Below are 21,954 nucleotides of genomic sequence, written 5' to 3'. Positions count from 1 at the left end.
CGCAGGTAAGCGTATAGCAAGCGCTTTCTATCCAAGGAGAAGCTAGCCTGCCGCACAAGGTTCGGACAAGGGCTTCGGACCAGAGCCGTGACCGGAGGACGACGAGATGACCGTGACCCTGGCGGACGTGGCGGCACGCGCCCAGGTCTCCCCCGCTACCGTCTCCCGCGTACTGAACGGCAACTACCCCGTGGCGGCCGCCACCCGGGAGCGCGTCCTGCGCGCCGTGGACGATCTCGACTACGTCCTCAACGGGCCCGCGAGCTCGCTCGCCGCGGCCACCTCCGACCTGGTCGGCATCCTCGTGAACGACATCGCCGACCCCTTCTTCGGGATCATGGCGGGCGCCGTCCAGTCCGAGATCGGCGGTCCCGGCGGGCGCGCGGGCGGCGAGCGGATGGCCGTGGTCTGCAACACGGGGGGCTCCCCGGAGCGCGAGCTGACCTATCTGACCCTGCTGCAGCGCCAGCGCGCCGCCGCGGTGATCCTGACCGGCGGCGCCCTGGAGGACCCCGCCCACGCCGCCGCGATGTCCGCGAAGCTGGCGCGCCTCGCGGACGCGGGCACCCGGATCGTGCTCTGCGGACGGCCGCCCCTTGAGGACTCGGACGCGGTGGCGGCCACGCTCACCTTCGACAACCGCAGCGGCGGGCGGCGGCTCACGGAGCATCTCCTGACGCTGGGGCACCGCAGGATCGGGTACGTGGCGGGCCCGCTGGAACGGACGACCACCCGGCACCGGCTTGAGGGCCACCGGGACGCGCTCGCGGCGTCCGACGCGGGTCGGGCCGAGAACGGCGCCCAGGACGAGCTGACCGTCCACGGCCCCTACACCCGCCGCTCCGGCTACGAAGCGACCCTCGAACTCCTGCGCCGCGACCCGGACCTGACCGCCATCGTGGCCGCCAACGACACGGTCGCCCTGGGCGCGTCCGCCGCCCTGCGCGACCGCGGCCTGCGCATCCCCGAGGACATCTCGGTGGCGGGCTTCGACGACCTGCCCTTCTCGGCGGACGCCGTCCCCGCCCTGACGACCGTACGACTGCCGCTGCACGAGGCGGGCGCCCGCGCGGGCCGCCTCGCCACGGGTGTGGAGGAGGCACCGCCCGGGGGCGTGGCGACGATCGCGGCGGAGCTGATGGTGCGGGGGTCCACGGCGCCGCCGTGTCGCTGAGCCTTCGATGTCGTTGACATCACCGGGAAAAGGAGGCTCATATGGCAGTCATGGTCATGGATGCACCCAGCGCCTGGGACGTACTGGACGGCGTCAACCTTCCCCGCGGCTACCGCGTCGAGATCACGGAGGGGAAGATCATCATGACGCCGCAAGGTGAGTACCAGTGGAAGGTCATCCTGAAGGCAGCCCCTCAGATCGAACAGCAGCTCGCCGCACACGGCGACATCCTCTCGGATGTCATGATCGACTTCCCCTCCAGTCAGTACGGCTACGCACCCGACCTCGCGATCGTCGCCCCCGGCGCCGAGCGCAACAGCCGTGGCCGCTTCGAGTGGCACAGCCTGGAGGCGGTCATCGAGGTCGTCTCGAAGAGCAGCCGGGACAACGATTTCGCCAAGAAGGTCCACCTCTACGCGGAGTGCGGCATCCCGGTCTACGTGGTCATCGACCCGGAGGACGGCGTCTGCACCGTCCAGCGCGGACCGAACAGGACCGGGAGCTACGAGGACGCGGCGAAGATCCCCTTCGGCCAGGATCTGATCCTGCCCCTGCTCGGTCGCGACATCACCATCACGACGGACGGTTTCCCGAGGGCCGGGGACCTCGACTGATCCGCACCGCTCGTTCGGCGCCGACCTGATGGGGCAGGACTGGCAACTGTGTCTGGGGGAAACCCCCTAGGGTCGGCGTCATGAAACTCGCCTTCTCCACCCTCGGCGTGCCCGGGCTCCCCGTCGCCGACGTGCTGAACCTCGCCACCACCCACGGCTATCACGGCGTCGAACTGCGCGCGCATCCCGAGGAGCCGGTCCACCCGGGGATCGGCCTCACCGAACGGGCCGATGTGGCGGCCCAGTTCAAGACCTCGGGCATCGAGATCCTCGGAATCTCCGGGTACGCGCGCGTGGCGGCGCCCGGCGCCGACGAGCCCGTCCTCGAAGACATACGTTCCCTGCTCACCCTCGCCCGCGACCTCGGTGCCCCCTTCATCCGCGTCTTCCCCGGCGGCGGCACCGAACAGAGCCCCGAGGAGGCCGACGCGACGGCTGCCCGACGGCTCGGTACCGCGGCCGAGCACGCCGCGGACTTCGGCGTACGCATCCTCCTGGAGACCCACGACTCGCACCGCACGGGCGCCGCCGCGACCCGCGTGCTCGGCGCGGTCGGCCACCGTCACGTGGGCGCGCTGTGGGACGTGATGCACACCTGGCTCGGCGGCGAGTCGCCCACCGACAGCCACGCCGCGCTCTCCCCGTACCTCGGCTACGTACAGGTGAAGGACATCGCGTCGGCCGACGACAAGACGCCACTGGCACTCGGGGAGGGGGTGCTGCCGCTCGCCGAGTGCGTGGACGCGCTGCTCAGCGGGGAGCAGCGGGACGGCTGGCTGTGCTGGGAGTACGAGAAGCGGTGGTACGAGGGTGCGGCGCCGCTGCCCGAACTTCTGGGCCCGGGGCGTGACTTCCTGTCGCGGCTCCTGAACCGGCCCGCCTGACACCGGGCTGCCGGGTTTCCTAGCCGCCCTGCCCGGCTGGCACGACCATGTAGGGCCAGCGCGGATCTCTGCATGATGGGATGTAGCAACGCTAACGAATTGGGCGACGCCCACGGGCGTCGCCGACCAAGGGGAGGGCTTCCCGTGCTCGATCTCGCCCGGCTGCGCGCCCTGCACGCCGTCTCCGTGCACGGCACCGTCGGCGCCGCCGCCACCGCGCTCGGCTACACCCCGTCCGCGGTCTCCCAGCAGATCGCCAAACTGGAGCGCGAGACCCGCACCACCCTCCTCGAACGGCAGGGCAGGGGCGTCGCGCTCACCGAGGAAGCACGCCATCTCGCCGCCACCGCGCAGGAGTTGATGGCGATCGTGGAGCGCGCGGAGACCGAGCTCGAAGAGCGTCGCGGGCTGCCCGCGGGGCGTCTGACCGTCGCCGCGTTCGCCTCGGCGGCGCGCGGCCTGCTGCCCGGCGTCCTCGCGGACCTCGCCCGGCGGCATCCCGCGCTCGACGCCCGGATGTCGGAGATCGACCCGCACCTCTCCATCGATCTGGTGGCCAAGGGCGCGGTGGACATGGCCGTCGTGCACGACTGGGACATCGCGCCGCTGCCGACACCGCCCGGCGTCGAACAGGCCGTCATCGGGGACGACCTCTGCGACCTCGTCGTGCCCGTCGGCCACCGGCTCGCGGGCCGCGATTCCGTGCGCCGCGAGGAGCTGAAGGGCGAGCGGTGGATCACCCAGCCGCCGGGGCTCGTCTGCCACGAGTGGCTGGTACGCACGTTGCGCGAGGCGGGCTGCGAGCCTGACATCGCGCACACGGCGGAGGAGAACCCCACCCTGGTCGCCCTTGCCGCCGCGGGGCTCGGCATCGCCCTGATCCCCCGCCTCGGCCGCGGCCCGGTCCCGGACGGCGCGGTCACCGTGCGGCTCGATCCGCTGCCGGTGCGGCGGCTGTACGCACTGTGGCGGGCCGGGGCGTCGCGGCGCCCCGCGATCGCCGAGACGGTACGCACGTTGCAGGCCTTCTGGAGCGGCGACGGCCCGGGGCCCGGGGCCACGATCGCGGGACCCGAGACCACGGAAATTACGGAAATCGCGGAATGGGCCGCCTCCTGAACCTCAGGATTCTCCTCCGCACCACTTTCCGGAATTCGTCCTCTGCCGGGAACCCACGCGCGGACACCACCGTCCAAACGCCGTGCTGTCGGGTGAGTCTCCGCGAGGCGGTGTCGGCATCGCTGCTGGCTGCGAACGCTGACCACCCTCTCTGCCGCCCGTGGCCGACAGCATGCCGTCACCGGTGCGCCCCCCTTCAACAGCACCGGTGACGGCCCCTCTCCTCCACCGTGGCTGCCGACTGTCTTGACCGGCAGAAATCTTCGGGATATCCGTGACACTCGGAAAGTTTCCTTCAGCCGGCGTCCGTCTCCGAAGGAGCGCACATGTCCCACCGAAACGCCTCCAGACGTACTCTGCTCACCGCCACGGCCGTCGCGGCGACGGCCCTCGCCGCGCCCACCGGCGCCCATGCGGCGGGCAGCGGAGACCGCGGCCGTGACCGGAAGCTGCGGGAGATCATCTCCCGCATGAGCCTCGCGGAGAAGGTCGGCCAGCTCTTCGTGATGCATGTGTACGGCCACTCCGCCACCGAGCCCGACCAGGCGGACATCGACGCCAACCTCGAGGAACTGGGCGTCCGCACCGCCGCCGAAGCAGTCGCCAAGTACCACCTCGGCGGCATCATCTACTTCGGCTGGGCCCACAACACCCGTGCCCCGCAGCAGATCGCCGACCTCTCGAACGGCATCCAGCGCGCTGCCCTCACCCCAGACGACCCGGAGCAGTCCCCCACCTCCCGCGTCCCGCTGCTCATCTCCACCGACCAGGAGCACGGCGCCGTGGCCCGCGTGGGCATCCCCGCCACGCTCCTGCCCGGCGCGATGGCCCTGGGCGCCGCGGGCTCGCACTCCACCGCGCGCAAGGCGGCCCGGATCGCCGGGGCCGAACTCCGCGCGCTCGGCATCCGCCAGAACTACGCCCCGGTAGCCGACGTGAACGTCAATCCGGCCAACCCCGTCATCGGCGTACGCTCCTTCGGCTCGGACCCCGAAGCGGTCGCCGGTCTGGTCGCCGCCCAGGTCAAGGGGTACCAGGGCACGGACATCGCGTCGACGTCCAAGCACTTCCCCGGGCACGGCGACACCAAGGACGACAGCCACTCCCAGCTGCCGTACATCCACCACACCCGTGAGCAGTGGGAGACCCTGGACGCCCCGCCGTTCCGGGCGGCGGTGGCCGCGGACATCGACTCGATCATGACCGCGCACATCGTGGTCCCTGCGCTCGATCCCGCGGAGGACCCGGCCACGCTCTCGCATCCCATCCTCACCGGCATCCTGCGCGAGGAACTCGGCTACGACGGGGTCGTGGTGACGGACTCGCTCGGCATGCAGGGCGTCCGCACGAAGTACGGCGACGACCGCGTGCCGGTGCTCGCCCTGAAGGCGGGCGTCGACCAGCTCCTGAACCCGCCGAAGCCGGAGATCGCCTGGAACGCGGTGCTCCAGGCGGTACGGGACGGCGAGTTGACGGAGGCGCGGCTCGACGTGTCGCTGCTGCGGATCCTGCGCCTCAAATCGAAACTGGACCTGTTCTCCGACCCGTACGTCACCTCGCGCGGCGTCGACCGGGCGGTCGGTACACGCGCGCATCTCAGCGCGGCCGACCGGATCGCCGACGAGACGACGACGCTGCTGCTCAACGAGGACGGGCTGCTTCCGCTGTCACGGCGTACGCAGCGTGACGTACTCGTCGTGGGCGCGGATCCGGCGTCGCCGTCGGGGACCACGGGGCCGCCGACGACCGTCATCGGGCGCGAGCTGACGGACCTCGGCTTCTCGCCGACCGTGCTGCCGACGGGCACGGCTCCCTCCGCGTCGAAGATCGCCGAGGCGGTGGCGGCCGCCGCGGGCAAGGACGCGGTGCTCGTGGGCACGTACAACGTGGGGGCGGGCAGCGCTCAGATCGCCCTGGTGGAGGCTCTTGTGGCGACCGGCGTCCCGGTCGTCGCCCTCGCGATCCGCAATACGTACGACGTGGCGTGGGTGCGGACCGTGGGCGCGTCCCTCGCCGCGTACTGCTGGACGGATGTCGAACTGCGGGCCGCGGTACGGGTGATCGCGGGGCGCGCGGAGCCGCAGGGGCGGCTGCCCGTGCCGGTGCAGCGGGCGGACGATCCGGCGCAGGTGCTGTATCCGGTCGGGTACGGCCTGACGTACTGAGGCGTACGCCCCGCCACCGGCGTGCCACCTCCACCTGGCCCAAAGCACCCCACGCACCTGGCGTGCGCCCGCTCCCGCGGGTCACGCTGGCTGCACCTATCGGGGGGTTCGCCATGCTGCTCACCCTGCTTGGCAGGAACATCGCGGTGGTGGCGGTGCTCGCGGTGTGCGCCGCCGTGACCGGCTGCCAGAAGTCCTCGGATCCGGGGGCGGGATCGGGTCCCGGGGCGTCGGGGCGGCTGGACGACCGGAATCCCTCGTCGTCGGTGTCGTCGTCCGGCTACGGAGCCGTGTTCCTCGCCGTGGACGAGTGCGGTTCGCGGGGGCGCGGGTCCTTCACCGAAGTGCCCTGCACGAGTGAGCGGGCGGCGGCGCGGGTCATCGCCCGCTACGACGGCAAGGTCGCCGAGGGCCCGCCGTGCCCTGCCCGCACGGACTTCGTGCTCCACATCAATGAGAACCGGCCCGCGAGGGACGAGGACGGGAACGGGAAGGTGCCGCGGGGGTACGCCTGCATGCGGAACCTGGAGTCGCCGCATCCTGGGGATCCCGGGGGCGGGGGCGGGCCTCGGACCGGGGTGGGGGACTGTGTGTACGGCGCGGGGCGGGGGGAGGTCCGGGAGACCGCCTGCGACGGGTCAGGGGCGAAGGCCCCGGAGTACCGGGTGACGGTGGCGGTCTCGCAGCGGGCCCTGTGTCCTGCTGCCACGCAGCTGTATGTGTCGCTGGGGGGTGCGCGGCCGGTGGGGTGTGCGGTGCGGGTGTGAGCAGGGTTCTTTTCCCCCACCCCGCCCCGGACCCCGGCCCCCGATCGCCGGACGGCTGAAGGATTCTCAGCCTGTCCGGCGATCGAGGACGAACTCGGCGGAGCCGGTGATCGACGGTGCGATCTCCGCTAGCGGCGCAGGGTCAGCTCCCGGTCCGCGTCCTTGCGGTCGAGCTTCGCGTCGTACGGAGCCAGGGGCTTGGGGGACTCCGTGGTGGAGACTCCGGCCCACGCCTGGATCCGCTCGGTGGCCTTGGCCTTCTCCGCGGGGGCGAGGCCTGCCACGTTCGCGCCGTGGTTGGCGCCCGGGGCGGTGAAGACGTACGAGTCGTGCTTGGCGCCCTTCGCGGGGCGGAACGGCTCCGCACCCCACGGGTCGTTCGCGCCGTAGACGTACAGCATCCGCTGCGAGTTGTGCCGCACCCAGCGGTCCACGTCCGCCATGGCACCGGACTTGAACTTCATCGGGATGTCACGCGGCACGAAGTTGCGCGGCGGCTGGTAGCCGTAGCGGCTCAGGTTTCCGAGCCAGGGCTGGGAGATGTCGGGCGAGCCCAGCTGCGTACCGGCCTGGTAGTAGTACGGCGTGTACGGGGTGAGGCCCTGGTCCGTGTAGGAGGTCCAGCCGCCGACCTCGTCGACGTAGTCGAAGATCACCTGGTCGGAGGCGGACTTGGCGTCGGGGACGTCGGCGCACGCGGACTCCGGCTGGTACTGCCAGAAGCCCCACACCAGGTCCAGGACGACGGCCTCGTACGCCTTGTCCAGGTTCCCGATGGTCTTGAAGGTGTAGTTGCCCGCAGCGGCGAACGCGGCGTACTTCTTCTCCAGCGGCTCGCGGCGCACCAGCGCCTCGCGCTGCACGGCCTCCAGCTTGGCGCGGCACTCCTTGGTGCCGACCGTCTTGAAGAACTCGTCGTAGCGCGAGTCCTCCTTGTTCACCACGTCGTTGGGGGCCACGTACGCGACGACGCCGTCCATGTCACGCGGGTAGAAACGCTCGTAGTACGTGGCTGTCATGCCGCCCTTCGAGGCGCCGGTCGTCAGCCACTTCTTGTCGTAGATGGGCTTGAGCGCCTTGAAGATGCGGTGCTGGTCGCTCGCGGCCTGCCAGATGTCCAGCTTGGACCAGTCGGCGGGCTCGGGGCGGGACGGCGTGAAGTAGCGGTACTCCAGGGAGATCTGGTTGCCGTCGATGATCCGCGTCGGCTCGCTGCGGCTGGGGGTCGTCGAGACTCCGTAGCCGCTGGTGAAGAAGGCCGTGGGGCGGGTGGTGTCCTTGTGCAGGACCGTCAGGCGCTGCTTGAAGGTGCCCTTGGAGGGGTGCCGGTGGTCGACCGGCTGGGTGTAGTTGAGGACGAAGTAGCGGTAGCCGGCGTACGGCTTCTCCTCTATCAGGCTCATGCCCGGTATCGCGAGGAGCCGGTCCTTGATGTCCGCGGCCCGTGTGTCGGCGGCCTGTGTGTCGATGGCCCGCGGCTCGGCGGCGGTGGCCGCCCCTGCCGTGCTCAGTGTGCCCGCGGTGCCTATCAGCACCACGAGCGACAGCAGCCATCTGAGCGCCTTGCGCATGCACTCTCCCCTAGGTTTCGCGATTGCGTCCGCCGGAACTTATCGGAGCAACTCGCTCACGCCTAGGGGCTCTTGCGTCACATCAGAACGCAGTACGTCACAAAGGGGGCGCAAAGGGAGTACGTGTGCTCAGTACGGCCTCAGCACAGGATCCAGCCCGAGCTGGTGCTCCCCCGGCCCACCTTCCCCTTCACCCACACACACCGATGCCCCGCGTGCACCGTCACCGGCCCCGCGTGATGCGTGTAGCTGCCCTTGTCCCTGGCCGGGCGGTTGCCGCGGGCCTGGACGCTGACCGACATCGTCTTGCGGGCGCCGGGGCGCTTGGCGAGGGTGACGGCGCAGACGTAGCCGCGGATCTTGTAGACGACGACCTTGCCCGTGCTGAAGGAGAGGGTGCGCACCTTGTGCCCGGCGCAGCGGCCCGCCGACGCCTGTGCCTGTGCCGTGCCGGCGCCCGCGGCACCGAGCAGGACGGCAGCCGCAAGGACGGCCGCGCCGAGCGCGAGGCTCCGCCGTATTCGACCACTGCTCACCAGTTTCCCTCCCGACACTTCCGCCTCAGCGTACTGATGTACGGACGCGGACCATGGCGCCTCCGGTTGCGTGCCCGCCCCGATTCGTTCGACGGGCCGACCCGATGTGTTCGGTGGCTGACCCAATGTGCTCGGTGGGCCGACCCGATGTGCTCGACGGGCCGACCCGATGTGCTCGACGGGCTACGCGGTCGACGGCTCGGTCTCCCCCACGAACGTCCGCCACAGTGTCGCGTACCGCCCGTCGAGCGCGAGCAGCTCCTCGTGTGTGCCGTCCTCCGCGACCCGGCCGTGGTCCATCAGGATCACGCGGTCCGCGCGGGCTGCCGTGGTGAGGCGGTGGGCGACGACCAGCGTGGTGCGCTTGCCCGCGATGCGGTCGGTGGCCTGGTTGACCTGCGCTTCCGTGGCGAGGTCGAGAGCCGCGGTCGCCTCGTCGAGGAGCAGGATGTCCGGGTCGACGAGCTCCGCGCGGGCCAGCGCGATCAGCTGGCGCTGTCCGGCGGAGAGGTTGCGACCGCGCTCGGAGACCTCGTGGAGGTAGCCGCCGTCCAGGGTGGCGATCATGTCGTGCGCGCCGACCGCGCGGGCCGCGGCCTCCACCTGGGCGTCGGTGGCGTCGGGCCGCCCGTAGGCGATCGCGTCGCGCACCGTCCCCGCGAAGAGATAGGCCTCCTGCGGTACGACACCGAGACGGTGGCGGTACGAGGTGAGGTCGAGGGAGCGCAGATCGGTGCCGTCGACGGTGACCCGGCCGCCGGTCGGGTCGTAGAACCGGGCGACGAGCTTGACCAGGGTCGACTTGCCCGCGCCGGTCTCGCCGACGAAGGCGACGGTCTGGCCTGCGGGGATGCGCAGCGCCACGTCGCTCAGCGCCTCCTCCGGTTCGTCGTCGGAGCCGTACGCGAAGTCCACGTCCTCGAAGGCGATCTCGCCGCGCAGGGACAGGACGTCGAGCGGCTCGTCCGCGGCCTCGGTCGATGTCGGCTCCTGGAGCAGTTCCTGGATGCGGCCGAGCGAGACGGTGGCCTGCTGGTAGCCGTCGAAGACCTGGGAGAGCTGCTGGACGGGCGCGAAGAACAGGTCGATGTAGAGGAGGTAGGCGACCAGGGCGCCGGTCGTCAGCGTCCCCGCCTCCACGCGGCCCGCGCCGACCATCAGGACCGCCGCCGCGGCGACCGCCGAGAGCAGCTGCACGAACGGGAAGTAGATGGAGATCAGCCACTGCCCGCGGATGCGGGCGCTGCGGTAGTCGGCGCTGCCCTTGGCGAACTTCTCGCGGCCCGAGCGCTCGCGCCGGAAGGCCTGCACGATGCGGAGCCCGGCGACGGACTCCTGGAGATCGGCGTTGACCACCGAGACACGCTCACGCGCCAGCTCGTACGCCTTGACGCTGGAGCGGCGGAAGAAGAACGTACCGATGATCAGCGGCGGCAGCGTCGCGAAGACGACGAGGGCGAGCTGCACGTCGATGACGACGAGCGCGACCATGATGCCGAAGAAGGTGACGACGGAGACGAAGGCGGTGACCAGACCCGTCTGCAGGAAGGTGGACAAGGCGTCCACGTCCGTCGTCATCCGGGTCATGATGCGCCCGGTCAACTCACGCTCGTAGTAGTCGAGTCCGAGCCGCTGGAGCTGGGCGAAGATCTTCAGGCGGAGGGAGTACAGCACCCTCTCGCCCGTCCGTCCCGTCATCCGCGTCTCGCCGATCTGCGCGGTCCACTGGACGAGCACGGCAAGGAGCGCGAGTCCGGAGGCCGCCCCCACGGCGCCGAGCGCGAGCTGTGAGACGCCCTCGTCGATGCCGTGCCGGATCAGGATGGGCAGGAGCAGGCCCATGCCCGCGTCGATGGCGACCAGGAGCAGCGCGAGCAGCAGGGGCTTGCCGAATCCGGCGAGGAGGCGGCGGAGCCCGTACGACTCCTCCGTGCTGACCGCGCGCGCCTCGTCGATGCCGGGGGTGTCGGTGGCCGGGGGCAACGCGTCGACCTGCGCGAGGAGTTCGGGCGTCGCGGGCATCCCGGACATCGCGGTGTCCTTGGGCTCCCGGTCGCCGACCCAGAGCTGTGGGGTGATGCCGCGCTCGGCGTCGAACTCCGCGTCCAGCTCGTCGCGTACGGAGGTGTCCTCGGGAAGTTCGACCGGGACCGCGTGTCCCGGCGAGACGCCGCCGAGCTCGTCGGGGTCGGTCAGCAGGCGCCGGTAGAGCGGGGAGTCCTCCGTCAGCTCCTCGTGCGTGCCGATCGCGGCGAGCTTTCCGCCGTCGAGCACGGCGATGCGGTCGGCGAGGTTCAGGGTGGAGCGGCGGTGGGCGATGAGGAGGGTCGTGCGCCCGGCCATGACGTCGCGCAGGGCTTCGTGGATCTCGTGCTCCACGCGCGCGTCCACCGCCGATGTCGCGTCGTCCAGGACGAGCAGGCGGGGGTCGGTGAGGATGGCGCGGGCGAGGGCCACGCGCTGGCGCTGGCCGCCGGAGAGGGTGAGTCCGTGCTCGCCGACGGTGGTGTCGTACCCGTCGGGCAGCTCGGAGATGAAGCGGTCGGCCTGGGCGGCGCGGGCCGCGGTCTCGATCTCCTCCTGGGTGGCGTCCGGGTGTCCGTACGCGATGTTGGCGCGGATGGTGTCGGAGAAGAGGAAGGAGTCCTCGGGGACCAGGCCGATCGCGGCCCGCAGCGAGTCGGCCGTCAGCTCGCGCACGTCGTGCCCGCCGATGAGGACGGCGCCGTGCGTCACGTCGTAGAAGCGGGGAAGCAGCAGCGAGACGGTGGACTTGCCGCTGCCCGACGTGCCGACGACGGCGAGGGTCTCGCCGGGCCGGATCTCGAAGGAGAGCCCGTCGAGGACGGGGCGGCTGTCCTCGTAGGCGAAGGAGACGTCGTCGAACTCGACGGTGGCCGGGGCGTCGGCGGGCAGCTCCTTGGTGCCGTCCTTCAGCGTCGGCTCGGTGTCGATGAGTTCCAGGACGCGCTCGGCGCCCGCGCGGGCCTGCTGGCCGACGGTGAGCACCATGGCGAGCATGCGGACGGGCCCGACGAGCTGGGCGAGATAGCTGGAGAAGGCGACGAACGTACCGAGCGTGATCTGCCCGCGCACCGCGAGCCAGCCGCCGAGCGCGAGCATCGCGACCTGCCCGAGCGCGGGCACGGCCTGCAGGGCGGGCGTGTACTTGGAGTTCAGGCGGATGGTGCGAAGGCGGCCCGCGAAGAGCTTGCGGCCGACCTCCCTGAGCTTCCCGGTCTCCTGTTCCTCCTGGCCGAACCCCTTCACGACGCGTACGCCGGAGACGGAGCCGTCCACGACTCCGGCGACGGCGGCGGCCTGGGCCTGCGCGTACCAGGTGGAGGGGTGCAGGCGGCTGCGGCTGCGCTTGGCGATGAACCAGAGGGCGGGGGCGACGGCGAGCGCGACGAGGGTGAGCGGCACGGAGAGCCACGCCATGATCACGAGGGACATGACGAAGAGGAGGACGTTGCCGATGGTCATCGGCAGCATGAAGAGCAGACCCTGGATGAGCTGGAGGTCGCTGGTGGCACGCCCGACGACCTGCCCGGTGGACAGCTCGTCCTGCCGCCGCCCGTCGAGCCTGGTGATCGTCCCGAACATCTCGGTCCGCAGGTCGTGCTGGACGTCGAGGGCGAGGCGGCCGCCGTAGTAGCGGCGGATGTAGGTGAAGACGTAGACGAGGAGGGCGGCGCCGATGAGGGCGCCCGCCCAGGGGCCCATGGAGCGCGTCTTGTCCCCGATGACGTCGTCGATGATCACCTTGGTGATGAGCGGGACGAGCGCCATGACGGCCATGCCGCCGAGTGAGGAGCCGAGCGCGAGCAAGACGTCCTTCGGGTGCCGCCACGCGTACCCGGTCAGTCGTTTCGCCCAGCCGGATTTCTCCCGCTCGGACTCGCCCCGTTGCTCCACCACGTGCTGCCTCATCCCGTCGCCCTCGACCTGACCTGCCGAGAGGCCCAACGCGGTGGGATGAGGATTTCATCCCACCGCAACAAAGACAGGTCGTTGGACCTAGGACCACTCAGAGGTGGGCGGGCTCGAACACGCGCAGCAGAGCGGCAGGATCCGTCAGCCGGCGGGGACCGACACGAGCGCCTCCTGCGGCGTGTCCGTCGGGGTGTAGCGCTGGGACGCGGCGGCCGTGGGCGCCAGGTCCTTGTGGACGGCCTTGGCCACGCCCTGGATGGTGGCGACGCCGTAGTTCATGGTGCTGTTGCCGTGGGTGAGCACGGAGAGGGTGTAGTCGTGGCCGCCGCCCTTGAACGCGCCGATGCTGTGCACCCGCCAGCCGTGGGTCGACCGCTGCAGCCAGCCGTTCTTGACGTGGATCTTCACCCCGGCGGGCGCGCCCGCCGGGGTGCCCCAGCGCTGCGAGGAGACGACCTTGCCCATCAGCTTGAGGATGTAGGCGCGCGCGTTGTCGCTCAGGACGGAGTCCTCGCCCGGCTCGGCGGTGATCTGGGCGAGGAGCTTCTGCTCGTCGGCCGCGTTGATCTGGGTCAGGCCCCAGTACCCGCCGGATCCCGGCACCGTCTTCGTCATCTTGGCGGCCTTGAGGAACGCCTTGATCTTGCCCGTGCCGAGCTGACGCCAGAGCGTGCTGGTCGCCGCGTTGTCCGACTTGGTGATCATGGCGTACGCGAGGTCGGACTCGCGGGCCGTCAGCTTCCGGTCGGTCTTCTTCGCGTCCCAGAGCAGCGTCGCGAGGACGGTCGCCTTGACGACGCTCGCCGAGTCGAACGAGGTGGTCGAGCGCAGGGTGCAAGTGGTGCCGGTGGTGCGGTCGCGAAGGCCGATCGCGACGGTGCCCTTGCGGTTCTTCAGCGCCGCCGTGATGTCCTTCGTGAGCTTGGCGGCGAGGCCGGTCTGCGCGGAGGTGCAGGTGACCTTCGGTGCCGCCGCGGCGACGGCGGGCGTGGCGGTCGCTGCGGTGCCGAGCGGCACGAGTACTCCGGCGGCGAGGCCCGCCGAGAGCACGCGGGCACGCCTGGATATCCCGGATATCGGGTGAGTCATCGGATTCTTCCCATCCCCTTGGGTCCGTACAAGACCCACGGGGCCCGTACAAGCGCGCCCCCCGGCGCACTCGCCCCTCATGACCAACAAGAACAACAAGAGGTTGCACACCTTCGGACCGGAGAACCGACCTGTGACAAGCCGGTTGCAAAGAAGTCCCGGCGTCACCCGCTTTTCGCGGGGTGGCGCCGGGACTTTTCCGCAATCGGACGCGGACAGGCGGGGGCCAGGGGGGGGCGGCCGGGTGCGGGCTCTGGCTCTTAGAGGTGCGTCGGTTCGAACATGCGGAGTAGGGCCGGGAGAACGACCACCGAGGGGCCCGGGGCCGCCAGGGCCTTCGCCAGGTCGTCGCGGAGGGTTTCCGGGGTCGTGCGGACGCCCGGCACTCCGAAGGACTCCGCGAGGGCGACGAAGTCGGGGCGGGAGAGCTCCGTCGCCGTCGGTTCGCCGAAGGCGTCGGACATGTACTCGCGGAGGATGCCGTAGCCGCCGTCGTCGACGATCAGCCAGGTCACCGGGAGGTCGTGCTGCTTGGCGGAGGCCAGTTCCGCGATCGAGTACATCGCGCCGCCGTCGCCCGAGACGGCGAGCACCGGCTTGGTCGGGTCCGCCGCCGCCGCGCCGAGCGCCGCGGGGAAGCCGTACCCGAGGCCGCCCGCGCCCTGCGCCGAGTGCATGGTGTTGGGGCGCCGCGCGTCGAAGGCCGACCACGCCCAGTACGCGAGGATCGTCATGTCCCAGAAGGACGGCGCCGCGTCGGGGAGCGCGTCGCGCACCGAGGCGAGGACCTGCTGCTCCAGGGTGAGCTCCTGGGCGGCGATCCGTTCCTTGACCTTGGCGAGGACCGTCCGCACCCGCTCGGGGGCCGATGCGTCCTCGCGGCGGGTGTCGATCGTCTCCAGGAGCGCGGAGAGCGCGAGGCGCGCGTCCGCGTGGATGCCGAGCGCCGGGTGGTTGGACTCCAGCTTCCCGGCGTCCGCCTCGATCTGGACGACCCGGCCGCGCGGCTTGAACGTGTGGTAGTTCGAGGAGAGCTCGCCGAGCCCTGAGCCGACCACCAGGAGGACGTCCGCGTCCTCCAGGAAGTCCGTGGTGTAGCGGTCCTCCAGCCACGACTGGAGCGACAGCGGGTGCTCCCAGGGGAACGCGCCCTTGCCGCCGAAGGTCGTGACGACGGGCGCGTTCACCAGCTCGGCGAGGGCGAGGAGCTTGCCGCTCGCGTCGGAGCGGACGACTCCGCCGCCCGCGATGATCGCCGGGCGCTCGGCCCGGGAGAGCAGGTCGGCAGCGACCGCGGTCAGCTCGGGGCGCGGGACGACCTCGTCCGGGGTCGCGTCCATGGCGGTGACGACGGGCAGGGTCGTCTCCGCGAGCAGCACGTCCTGCGGGATCTCCACCCACACCGGGCCGTGCGGGGCGGTGAGCGCCGACTCCCAGGCCGCCGCGATCGCGGACGGGATCTGCGAGGCCGTGCGGACCGTATGGACGGACTTCACGATGTCGCGGAACGACGCCTGCTGGTCGCGCAGCTCGTGGAGGTATCCGTGCCGGCCGCCGCCGAGCCCCGCCACCGGGATCTGGCTGCCGATCGCGAGCACGGGCGAGGAACCGGCCGCCGCCTCCTGGAGCGCGGCGAGCGAGGTCAGCGCGCCGGGTCCGGTGGAGAGCAGCAGCGGGGCCACCTCACCGGTGATCCGGCCGTACGCGTCCGCCGCGAAGCCCGTGTTGTTCTCGACGCGCAGGCCCACGTACGACAGGGACGAGCGCCGCAGGGCGTCGAACATGCCGAGCGCGTGCTGGCCGGGGAGGCCGAAGACCGTCGTCGCGCCGAGGCCCTGGAGGGTCTCCACGACGAGGTCGCCGCCGTTGCGCCCCTCGGGCGGGTTGAGGGCCGCCTGCTGCTGTGCGTCCGTGGGGCGCAGTACTACGTCGTGGTCGTGCGTCACTTGGCCGCCCGCCCCTCCGCGATCTGGCGGGACATGATCGTCGTCAGCTCGTACGCGGTGTGCGAGGCGGCGACGGCCGTGATCTCCGCGTGGTCGTAGGCGGGGGCGACCTCGACGACGTCCGCCGACACGAGGTTGCAGGAGGAGAGCCCCCGCAGGATCTCCAGGAGCTCGCGCGACGTCATGCCGCCCGCCTCCGGGGTGCCGGTGCCGGGCGCGTGGGCCGGGTCCAGGCAGTCGATGTCGATGGAGATGTACAGCGGGCGGTCGCCGATGCGCTGGCGCAGCTGGTCGGCGACCTCGTCGGCGCCTCGGCGGTAGATGTCCGCCGACGTGACGATGCCGAAGCCCATCTTCTCGTCGTCGGTGAGGTCCTGCTTGCCGTAGAGCGGGCCGCGTGTGCCGACGTGCGAGAGCGCCTCGGTGTCGAGGATGCCTTCCTCGACGGCCCGGCGGAACGGCGTGCCGTGGGTGTACTCGGCGCCGAAGTACGTGTCCCAGGTGTCCAGGTGCGCGTCGAAGTGCAGCAGGGCGACCGGGCCGTGCTTCTTGGCGACCGAGCGGAGCAGCGGCAGGGCGATGGTGTGGTCGCCGCCGAGCGTCATCATGCGGGCGCCCGAGCCGAGGAGGTCGTCCGCCGCGGCCTCGATGGTCTCCACGGCCTCGTTGATGTTGAACGGGTTCGCGGCTATGTCACCGGCGTCCGCGACCTGCGCGAGGGCGAAGGGGGAGGCGTCCTGGGCGGGGTTGTAGGGACGCAGGAGCCGCGAGGCCTCACGGATCGCGTTGCCGCCGAAGCGCGCGCCGGGGCGGTACGAGACACCCGTGTCGAAGGGCACGCCGACCACCGCGACGTCCGTCTTGCCGCCGACCTCGTCGAGGCGGGGCAGCCGAGCGTACGTCGCCGGGCCCGCGTACCGGGGGACGCGGGAGGAATCGACCGGGCCGCGGGGGGTCGGGGTCTCGGCGCTGCTCATGGTCGGTTTCCTCCTGCTGGTACGAATGCTGTGTTGCTGGGACAAGTGTCGCGCGGCCCACTGACAGTGACGCGGGCAGTGGGCCGCGCGCAGGACTAGACGGCCACCGGCGATTCCGGTTCCGCTTCTTGGGACCCCCGGCCCGCGAGCCGCTCGCGCCAGGCGGCGAGGACGTTCGCGTCGGTGGGCTTGGTGGCGAGGGAGACGACGACGTACACGCCGAGGGAGATCAGCAGGCCGTAGTAGATGGGCTCGTTCGCGAGGATTCCGTACCCCCACATCAGCCCGACGACGGAGAGCCCACCGGCGACGATGGCCGCGAGCGCGCCCTCCGCGGTGCCGCGCTTCCACAGCAGTCCGCCGAGGATCGGCACGAGGAGACCGGCGACGAGCAGGTTGTAGGCGACGGTGAGCGCCTGGACGACATCGTTGAGGGCGATGGCGATGAGGACGACGGCGACGCCCATGATCAGGATGAAGAGGCGGTTGCCCTTCACCTCGTCGTGCGGCTCGTCGTCCGCTCCGTCCGCCTTCACGACTCCCCGCAGCCGCGACCAGATGTCGTTGTTGGCGACGGTGGCGCAGGCGATGAGCGCTCCGGAGGACGTGGACATCACGGCGGCGAGCGCCGCGGCGAGCACCAGACCCCGTACGCCCATGGGCAGTTCGTCCTTGACCATGGTCGCGAAGGCCGCGTCGGCGCTCGGCAGCTTCGGGTACATGACCTTGGCCGCCGTGCCGATGACGGCGCCCGCGATCGCGTAGACGAGACAGTAAGTACCGGCGACGGTGCCGCCGTAGCGGGCGACCTTGTCGCTGCGCGCGGTGAAGACGCGCTGCCAGATGTCCTGCCCGATGAGCATGCCGAACGTATAGATCAGGACGTACGTGAAGATCGTCTCGCCGCCGATGCCCAGCGGGTCGAAGTACTCGGTGGGCAGCTTGGCCTTCATCTCGCTGAAGCCACCGGCCTTGACGACCGCGATGGGCAGCAGCAGGAGCAGCACGCCGATGGTCTTCACCACGAACTGCACCATGTCGGTGAGCGTGATCGACCACATGCCGCCGAGCGTCGAGTACGCGACGACGATCGAGCCGCCGAGGATGATCGCGAGCGTGCGGTTCATGTCGAAGATGACGTCGAAGATCGTGGCGTACGCGATGGTCGAGGTGACCGCGAGCATCAGCGTGTACGACCACATGACGACTCCGGAGATGATGCCCGCGCGTCCGCCGTAGCGCAGGTCGAGCATCTCGGAGACGGTGTAGACCTTCAGGCGTGCGATGCGCGCCGAGAAGAAGACGCTCAGCGCGAGCAGGCCGAGGCCGATCGTGAAGACCATCCAGGCGCCGGAGAGCCCGTACTGGTAGCCGAGGCCGACACCGCCGATGGTGGACGCGCCGCCGAGGACGATGGCGGCCATGGTCCCGGAGTACATCCACGGTCCGAGGCGGCGTCCCGCGACCAGGAACTCGCTCTTGGACTTGGCGCGGCGCATGCCCCACCAGCCCATCGCGAGCATCCCGACGAGATAGACGACGATCACTGTGTAGTCGACGGCCATAGGGGGCCCTCCTTCGCGCACCTCGGTGGCGTGTCGTGCAGATGGGGGTGAGGGGGTGGCAACGACCGGCCGCGGGGACATCCGCCCGTACCCGTGGCCTGGGGTCGGCACGACACTAGGTGGCCGGAAAGCAACGCTGAAGTGTACGTTTCATCCACTCTTCACGACCAAGATGGATGGATCGTCCACCGTGCCGGACTCTGCCGCCTCCTCCTCGCCTGCCTCACCCGCATCACCCATCACTCCCCCGACTCCGCCGGTTCCTCTCACCGCGCTCCTCGCCCGGGAGGATCTGGGCCTGCGCCAGATCGCGGGCCCCGACGCCGGGGAGAGCGGGGCGGCCGTCCAGTGGGTGCACACCTCGGAGATGGCGGACCCGTATCCGTACCTCCTGGGCGGCGAGCTGCTGCTGACGGCGGGCGTGCACATCACGGACCCGGTGGGTGCGGGCGTCTATCTCGGCGACTACGTGGCGCGGATCGTCGAGGCGGGCGGCGCGGCCCTGGGCTTCGGCGTCGCGCCCGTGCACGACACGGTGCCGCGCGCCCTGGTGACGGCCTGCGACCGCTACGGCCTGCCGCTCCTTGAGGTGCCGCCGCGCACGACGTTCAGCGGGGTCGCCCGCGCGGTGTGGCAGCTGGTGGCGGAGGCCAGGCTCGCCGAGCTGCGCCGCGTCACGGAGGCCCAGCAGGGCCTCGCCACGGCCGCCGCGCGCCCGGACCCGGTGCCCGCGGTGCTGCGGCAGCTCGCGGCGCGCCTGGGCGGCTGGGCGGCGCTCTACGCGCCGGACGGCGCGGTGCTCCACACGGCGGGGACGGCTCCGGGGACGGGGGTGCGGCAGGCAGTGCACGACCTCTCCGAAGTCGTATGTCCGGCGGGGCGGCCAGGGCCCGTCCCCGCGTCGGCCACCGACTCCATGGGCGGCGCCCACCTCACCGCGTACGCGCTCGGTGGCGGGCAGGGGTTCGCGCTCGGGGTCGCCGCCGAGCAGCGCGAGCCGGGGGATCACACCATCACCGGGGTGGCCGTCGTGCTGCTCTCGCTCCTTACGGGCAAGCACCAGGGGGCCGCCGATTCCGTGCGCTCCGCGGCGCTCGTGCGGCTGCTTCTTGGCTCGGCGGCGGGCGATGTCGCGCCTCTGCTGGGGGCCGATGAGTGGACCGTGGTGCACGCGCGCGGGGATGCGGGGAACGACCCGGTGGCCCACTCCGTCGCCGCCTCCGCGCTCGCCGCCGCGCTGGGCAGCGGCCTGGTCGACACGGACCCGGACCAGGATCTCGTACGGCTCCTGCTCGTCGGCGACCGCGAGCTCACCGGACAGCCGGGCTGGACCCTGGGCGCCTCCGCCCCCGCGTCCCCCGGCGACCTGCCCGCGGCCGACGCCCAGGCGGACCGCGCCCTGCGCCGCGCCGAGGCCACCCGCGCGCCGCTCGTCCGGCACCGCGAGGCGGGCATCGCCGCTCTGGTCGCGCCCGCCGAGGCCGCCGCCCACGCGCGCGTGCTGCTCGCCCCGCTCGGCGGGAGCGCGGCGCTCACCGAGACCCTGCGCACCTGGCTCTCCCTGCACGGCAACTGGGACCGCACGGCGACCGCGCTCGGCGTCCACCGCAACACGGTCCGCCAGCGCGTCACGCGGTGCGCGGCGCTCCTGGGGGCGGACTTGGACGACCCGGACGTACGGATGGAGCTGTGGTTCGCGCTCACCAGGAAGTGACCCGGGGTCGATTCGACCGGAGAGGGGTGCACCTCACAGGTCCAGGGTTCGGGACTGCCCGCCACCAGCGGGTGACCGACGGCAGAATAGGACTCATGCCAATACCCAGCCGTGCCGCGCTCGTCGACCACCTCGTACGCTCCCGCATCGCCGGCGACGTCGCCACGCCACGCGAGAACAACCTCAGCCATTACAGGAAGCTCGCGAACGGCGACCGCCACTACTGGCTCGGTCTGGAGCTCGGCGACCGCTGGACCGACGAGCAGGACGTCCTCGCGGTGATGGCCGAGCGGTGCGGCGTGATCGACGACGACGCGTTCCGGCAGGGGCAGGACACGATCGACCCGGAGCTGACGGTCGACGCCCTGGAGCGCATGGCGGCACGTCTGCGCAAGGCGGCGGCCGGCAAGGAGAGGGTCCTTTTCGCCACCGGCCACCCCGGGGGCCTGCTCGACGTGCACCGCGCCACCGCGGCGGCCCTGCGCGCGGCGGGCTGCGAGATCGTCGTCATCCCGGAGGGCCTCACCGCCGACGAGGGCATGGTCTTCCAGTTCGCGGACGTGGCGATGCTGGAGCGCGGCGCGACCCTGTGGCACACGCACTCCCCCGAGCCGATGAACGCGATCCTGGACGGCCTGCTGCGCGAGGGGCGCCCGCTGCCGGATCTCGTCGTCGCCGACCACGGCTGGGCCGGACGGGCGGGCCAGCGCGGCATCGACTCCGTGGGGTACGCGGACTGCAACGACCCGGCGCTGTTCATCGGCGAGGCCGAGGGCACCCTCCAGGTGACGGTCCCGCTGGACGACCACGTCACGAGCCCGCGCCTCTACGACCCGATGACGGCCTACCTGCTCGACGCGGCGGGCCTCACGGCCACGGGTTGAGCCCTTCCTCGCGCCGCTGGGCGTACCCCGGCGTCGGATCCAGATAGACCCGTCGCACGCCGGGGAACCGCTCCCGCACCCGACGCTCGGCCTGTTCGCAGGCCCACTCGATCTGCGCCGCCGTCGAAGCGTCACGGAAGTCGACCTTGGCGGCGACGAGGGCCTCGCGCGGCCCCTGGAGCAGCGTCGTCAGTTCGAGCACGGCCTCGACGTGCTCGGAGGCGAGGAGTTCGGCGCGGATCTCCGCCCGCATCGGCTTGGGCAGCGGGCGCCCGATGAGGAGCTGGGCGTTGCTGCGCCCGAGGACCCAGGCGACGTACAGGAGCAGCGCACCGATGCAGAGCGAGGCCACGCCGTCCCACGCGCCGGACCCGGTGAGCTGCCCGCCGAGCAGTCCGCCGGCCGCGAGCACGAGGCCCGCGAGGGCGGCGGAGTCCTCCATGACGACGGCTTTCACTGCGGTGTCGGGCGTGTAGCGCAGGTAGCGCCCGAAGGACGCCCCGAAGCGCTCCGCCTCACCGCGTGCCTGTTTGACGCCGGTGCGCAGTGAATAGCCCTCAAGGAGGAAGGCGATGGCGAGCACGATGTACGAGATGAGCGGGTCGCCCAGCTCCTCGCCCGCCACCAGCGTGTGGATGCCGTCGTAGATCGAGAAGACGGCGCCGCCGACGAAGGTGGCGACGGCCGCGAGCATCGCCCAGATGTAGCGCTCGGGGCCGTAGCCCAGCGGATGCTCCTCGTCGGCGGGCTTCTCGCTCCGCTTCAGGGCGGTGAGCAGCAGCAGCTCGGTGACGGTGTCGGCCAGGGAGTGCGCCGCTTCGGAGAGCATCGCGCTCGACCCGCTGATGACACCGGCGACGGCCTTGGCGACGGCGATCCCGAGGTTCGCGACGGCGGCGACGATGACGGTGAAGGTGCTCTCGCCGCCGCCCTCCGGCGGCTCGGGCGGTTCGGGCCTGCTGCTGTCGACCTGCTCACTCATGTATCGGACGGTATGTCCGATCACCGAGGAA

16 protein-coding genes are annotated in these 21,954 nt (G+C 71.4%); 8 read left to right on the top strand and 8 right to left on the bottom strand.

Going from position 1 to position 21,954, the window contains the following annotated elements:
• The first annotated feature begins 106 nt into the window (after window positions 1-106).
• The 6 genes from ACZ5CR_RS05985 to ACZ5CR_RS05960 all read left to right on the top strand — a co-directional run bounded on the left by ACZ5CR_RS05985 (window position 107) and on the right by ACZ5CR_RS05960 (window position 6,723).
• The gene (locus tag ACZ5CR_RS05985; protein WP_468854024.1) at window positions 107-1,174 is read left to right on the top strand and encodes a LacI family DNA-binding transcriptional regulator; all 1,068 of its coding nucleotides are present in this window, start codon (window positions 107-109) and stop codon (window positions 1,172-1,174) included.
• Between the two features lie 41 nt (window positions 1,175-1,215).
• A complete protein-coding gene (locus ACZ5CR_RS05980; RefSeq protein WP_468854022.1) occupies window positions 1,216-1,788 on the top strand; it encodes a Uma2 family endonuclease in 573 nt (190 codons plus the stop codon).
• An 80-nt stretch (window positions 1,789-1,868) separates the two neighbouring features.
• Complete coding sequence (locus ACZ5CR_RS05975) at window positions 1,869-2,672, top strand: sugar phosphate isomerase/epimerase family protein (protein ID WP_468854020.1); 804 nt, start codon at window positions 1,869-1,871, stop codon at window positions 2,670-2,672.
• A gap of 144 nt (window positions 2,673-2,816) precedes the next feature.
• Window positions 2,817-3,791, top strand: coding sequence for a LysR family transcriptional regulator (locus tag ACZ5CR_RS05970; protein ID WP_468854018.1), 975 nt, complete (start codon window positions 2,817-2,819; stop codon window positions 3,789-3,791).
• Window positions 3,792-4,117: 326 nt separating this feature from the next.
• Window positions 4,118-5,956, top strand: a complete 1,839-nt coding sequence (locus tag ACZ5CR_RS05965; RefSeq protein WP_468854017.1) for a glycoside hydrolase family 3 protein — start codon at window positions 4,118-4,120, stop codon at window positions 5,954-5,956.
• A 113-nt stretch (window positions 5,957-6,069) separates the two neighbouring features.
• Window positions 6,070-6,723 carry a hypothetical protein gene (locus ACZ5CR_RS05960; protein ID WP_468854015.1) on the top strand — a complete coding sequence of 218 codons (654 nt, stop codon included), beginning with the start codon at window positions 6,070-6,072 and terminating at the stop codon, window positions 6,721-6,723.
• A 128-nt stretch (window positions 6,724-6,851) separates the two neighbouring features.
• Here ACZ5CR_RS05960 and ACZ5CR_RS05955 read toward each other — a convergent pair whose 3' ends face one another.
• The 7 genes from ACZ5CR_RS05955 to ACZ5CR_RS05925 all read right to left on the bottom strand — a co-directional run bounded on the left by ACZ5CR_RS05955 (window position 6,852) and on the right by ACZ5CR_RS05925 (window position 18,343).
• Window positions 6,852-8,294 (bottom strand): S28 family serine protease, encoded by a 1,443-nt coding sequence (locus tag ACZ5CR_RS05955; protein ID WP_468854012.1) that lies wholly within the window; start codon window positions 8,292-8,294, stop codon window positions 6,852-6,854.
• Between the two features lie 140 nt (window positions 8,295-8,434).
• The gene (locus ACZ5CR_RS05950) at window positions 8,435-8,830 is read right to left on the bottom strand and encodes a hypothetical protein (RefSeq protein ID WP_468854011.1); all 396 of its coding nucleotides are present in this window, start codon (window positions 8,828-8,830) and stop codon (window positions 8,435-8,437) included.
• 183 nt (window positions 8,831-9,013) lie between these two features.
• Complete coding sequence (locus ACZ5CR_RS05945) at window positions 9,014-12,751, bottom strand: ABC transporter ATP-binding protein (protein WP_468854009.1); 3,738 nt, start codon at window positions 12,749-12,751, stop codon at window positions 9,014-9,016.
• A 156-nt stretch (window positions 12,752-12,907) separates the two neighbouring features.
• Complete coding sequence (locus ACZ5CR_RS05940; protein WP_468854006.1) at window positions 12,908-13,855, bottom strand: serine hydrolase; 948 nt, start codon at window positions 13,853-13,855, stop codon at window positions 12,908-12,910.
• A gap of 260 nt (window positions 13,856-14,115) precedes the next feature.
• Window positions 14,116-15,801, bottom strand: a complete 1,686-nt coding sequence (locus ACZ5CR_RS05935) for a thiamine pyrophosphate-binding protein (RefSeq protein WP_468854005.1) — start codon at window positions 15,799-15,801, stop codon at window positions 14,116-14,118.
• The gene (gene speB, locus ACZ5CR_RS05930; RefSeq protein WP_468854002.1) at window positions 15,798-16,778 is read right to left on the bottom strand and encodes an agmatinase; all 981 of its coding nucleotides are present in this window, start codon (window positions 16,776-16,778) and stop codon (window positions 15,798-15,800) included. Before speB ends, ACZ5CR_RS05935 begins: the two co-directional genes overlap by 4 nt.
• Window positions 16,779-16,873: 95 nt before the next feature.
• A complete protein-coding gene (locus ACZ5CR_RS05925) occupies window positions 16,874-18,343 on the bottom strand; it encodes a sodium:solute symporter family protein (protein WP_468853999.1) in 1,470 nt (489 codons plus the stop codon).
• 172 nt (window positions 18,344-18,515) lie between these two features.
• Here ACZ5CR_RS05925 and ACZ5CR_RS05920 point away from each other — a divergent pair, with 172 nt between their 5' ends.
• Both ACZ5CR_RS05920 and ACZ5CR_RS05915 read left to right on the top strand, forming a co-directional pair.
• On the top strand, window positions 18,516-20,057 hold the full coding sequence (locus ACZ5CR_RS05920; RefSeq protein ID WP_468853997.1) for a PucR family transcriptional regulator ligand-binding domain-containing protein: 1,542 nt from the start codon (window positions 18,516-18,518) through the stop codon (window positions 20,055-20,057).
• 95 nt (window positions 20,058-20,152) lie between these two features.
• Window positions 20,153-20,941: a phosphatase gene (locus ACZ5CR_RS05915; protein WP_468853996.1), complete on the top strand. Its 789-nt coding sequence runs from the start codon at window positions 20,153-20,155 to the stop codon at window positions 20,939-20,941.
• Here the strand turns inward: ACZ5CR_RS05915 and ACZ5CR_RS05910 are convergent.
• Window positions 20,925-21,923 carry a cation diffusion facilitator family transporter gene (locus ACZ5CR_RS05910; RefSeq protein WP_468853995.1) on the bottom strand — a complete coding sequence of 333 codons (999 nt, stop codon included), beginning with the start codon at window positions 21,921-21,923 and terminating at the stop codon, window positions 20,925-20,927. The genes ACZ5CR_RS05915 and ACZ5CR_RS05910 overlap by 17 nt on opposite strands.
• Window positions 21,924-21,954 lie beyond the last annotated feature (31 nt).

It is taken from the genome of Streptomyces sp. NPDC031274 (assembly GCF_055570235.1).
The sequence above is the reverse complement of the archived record's forward strand: the minus strand, read 5'-3'. Positions and strand labels throughout refer to the sequence as shown.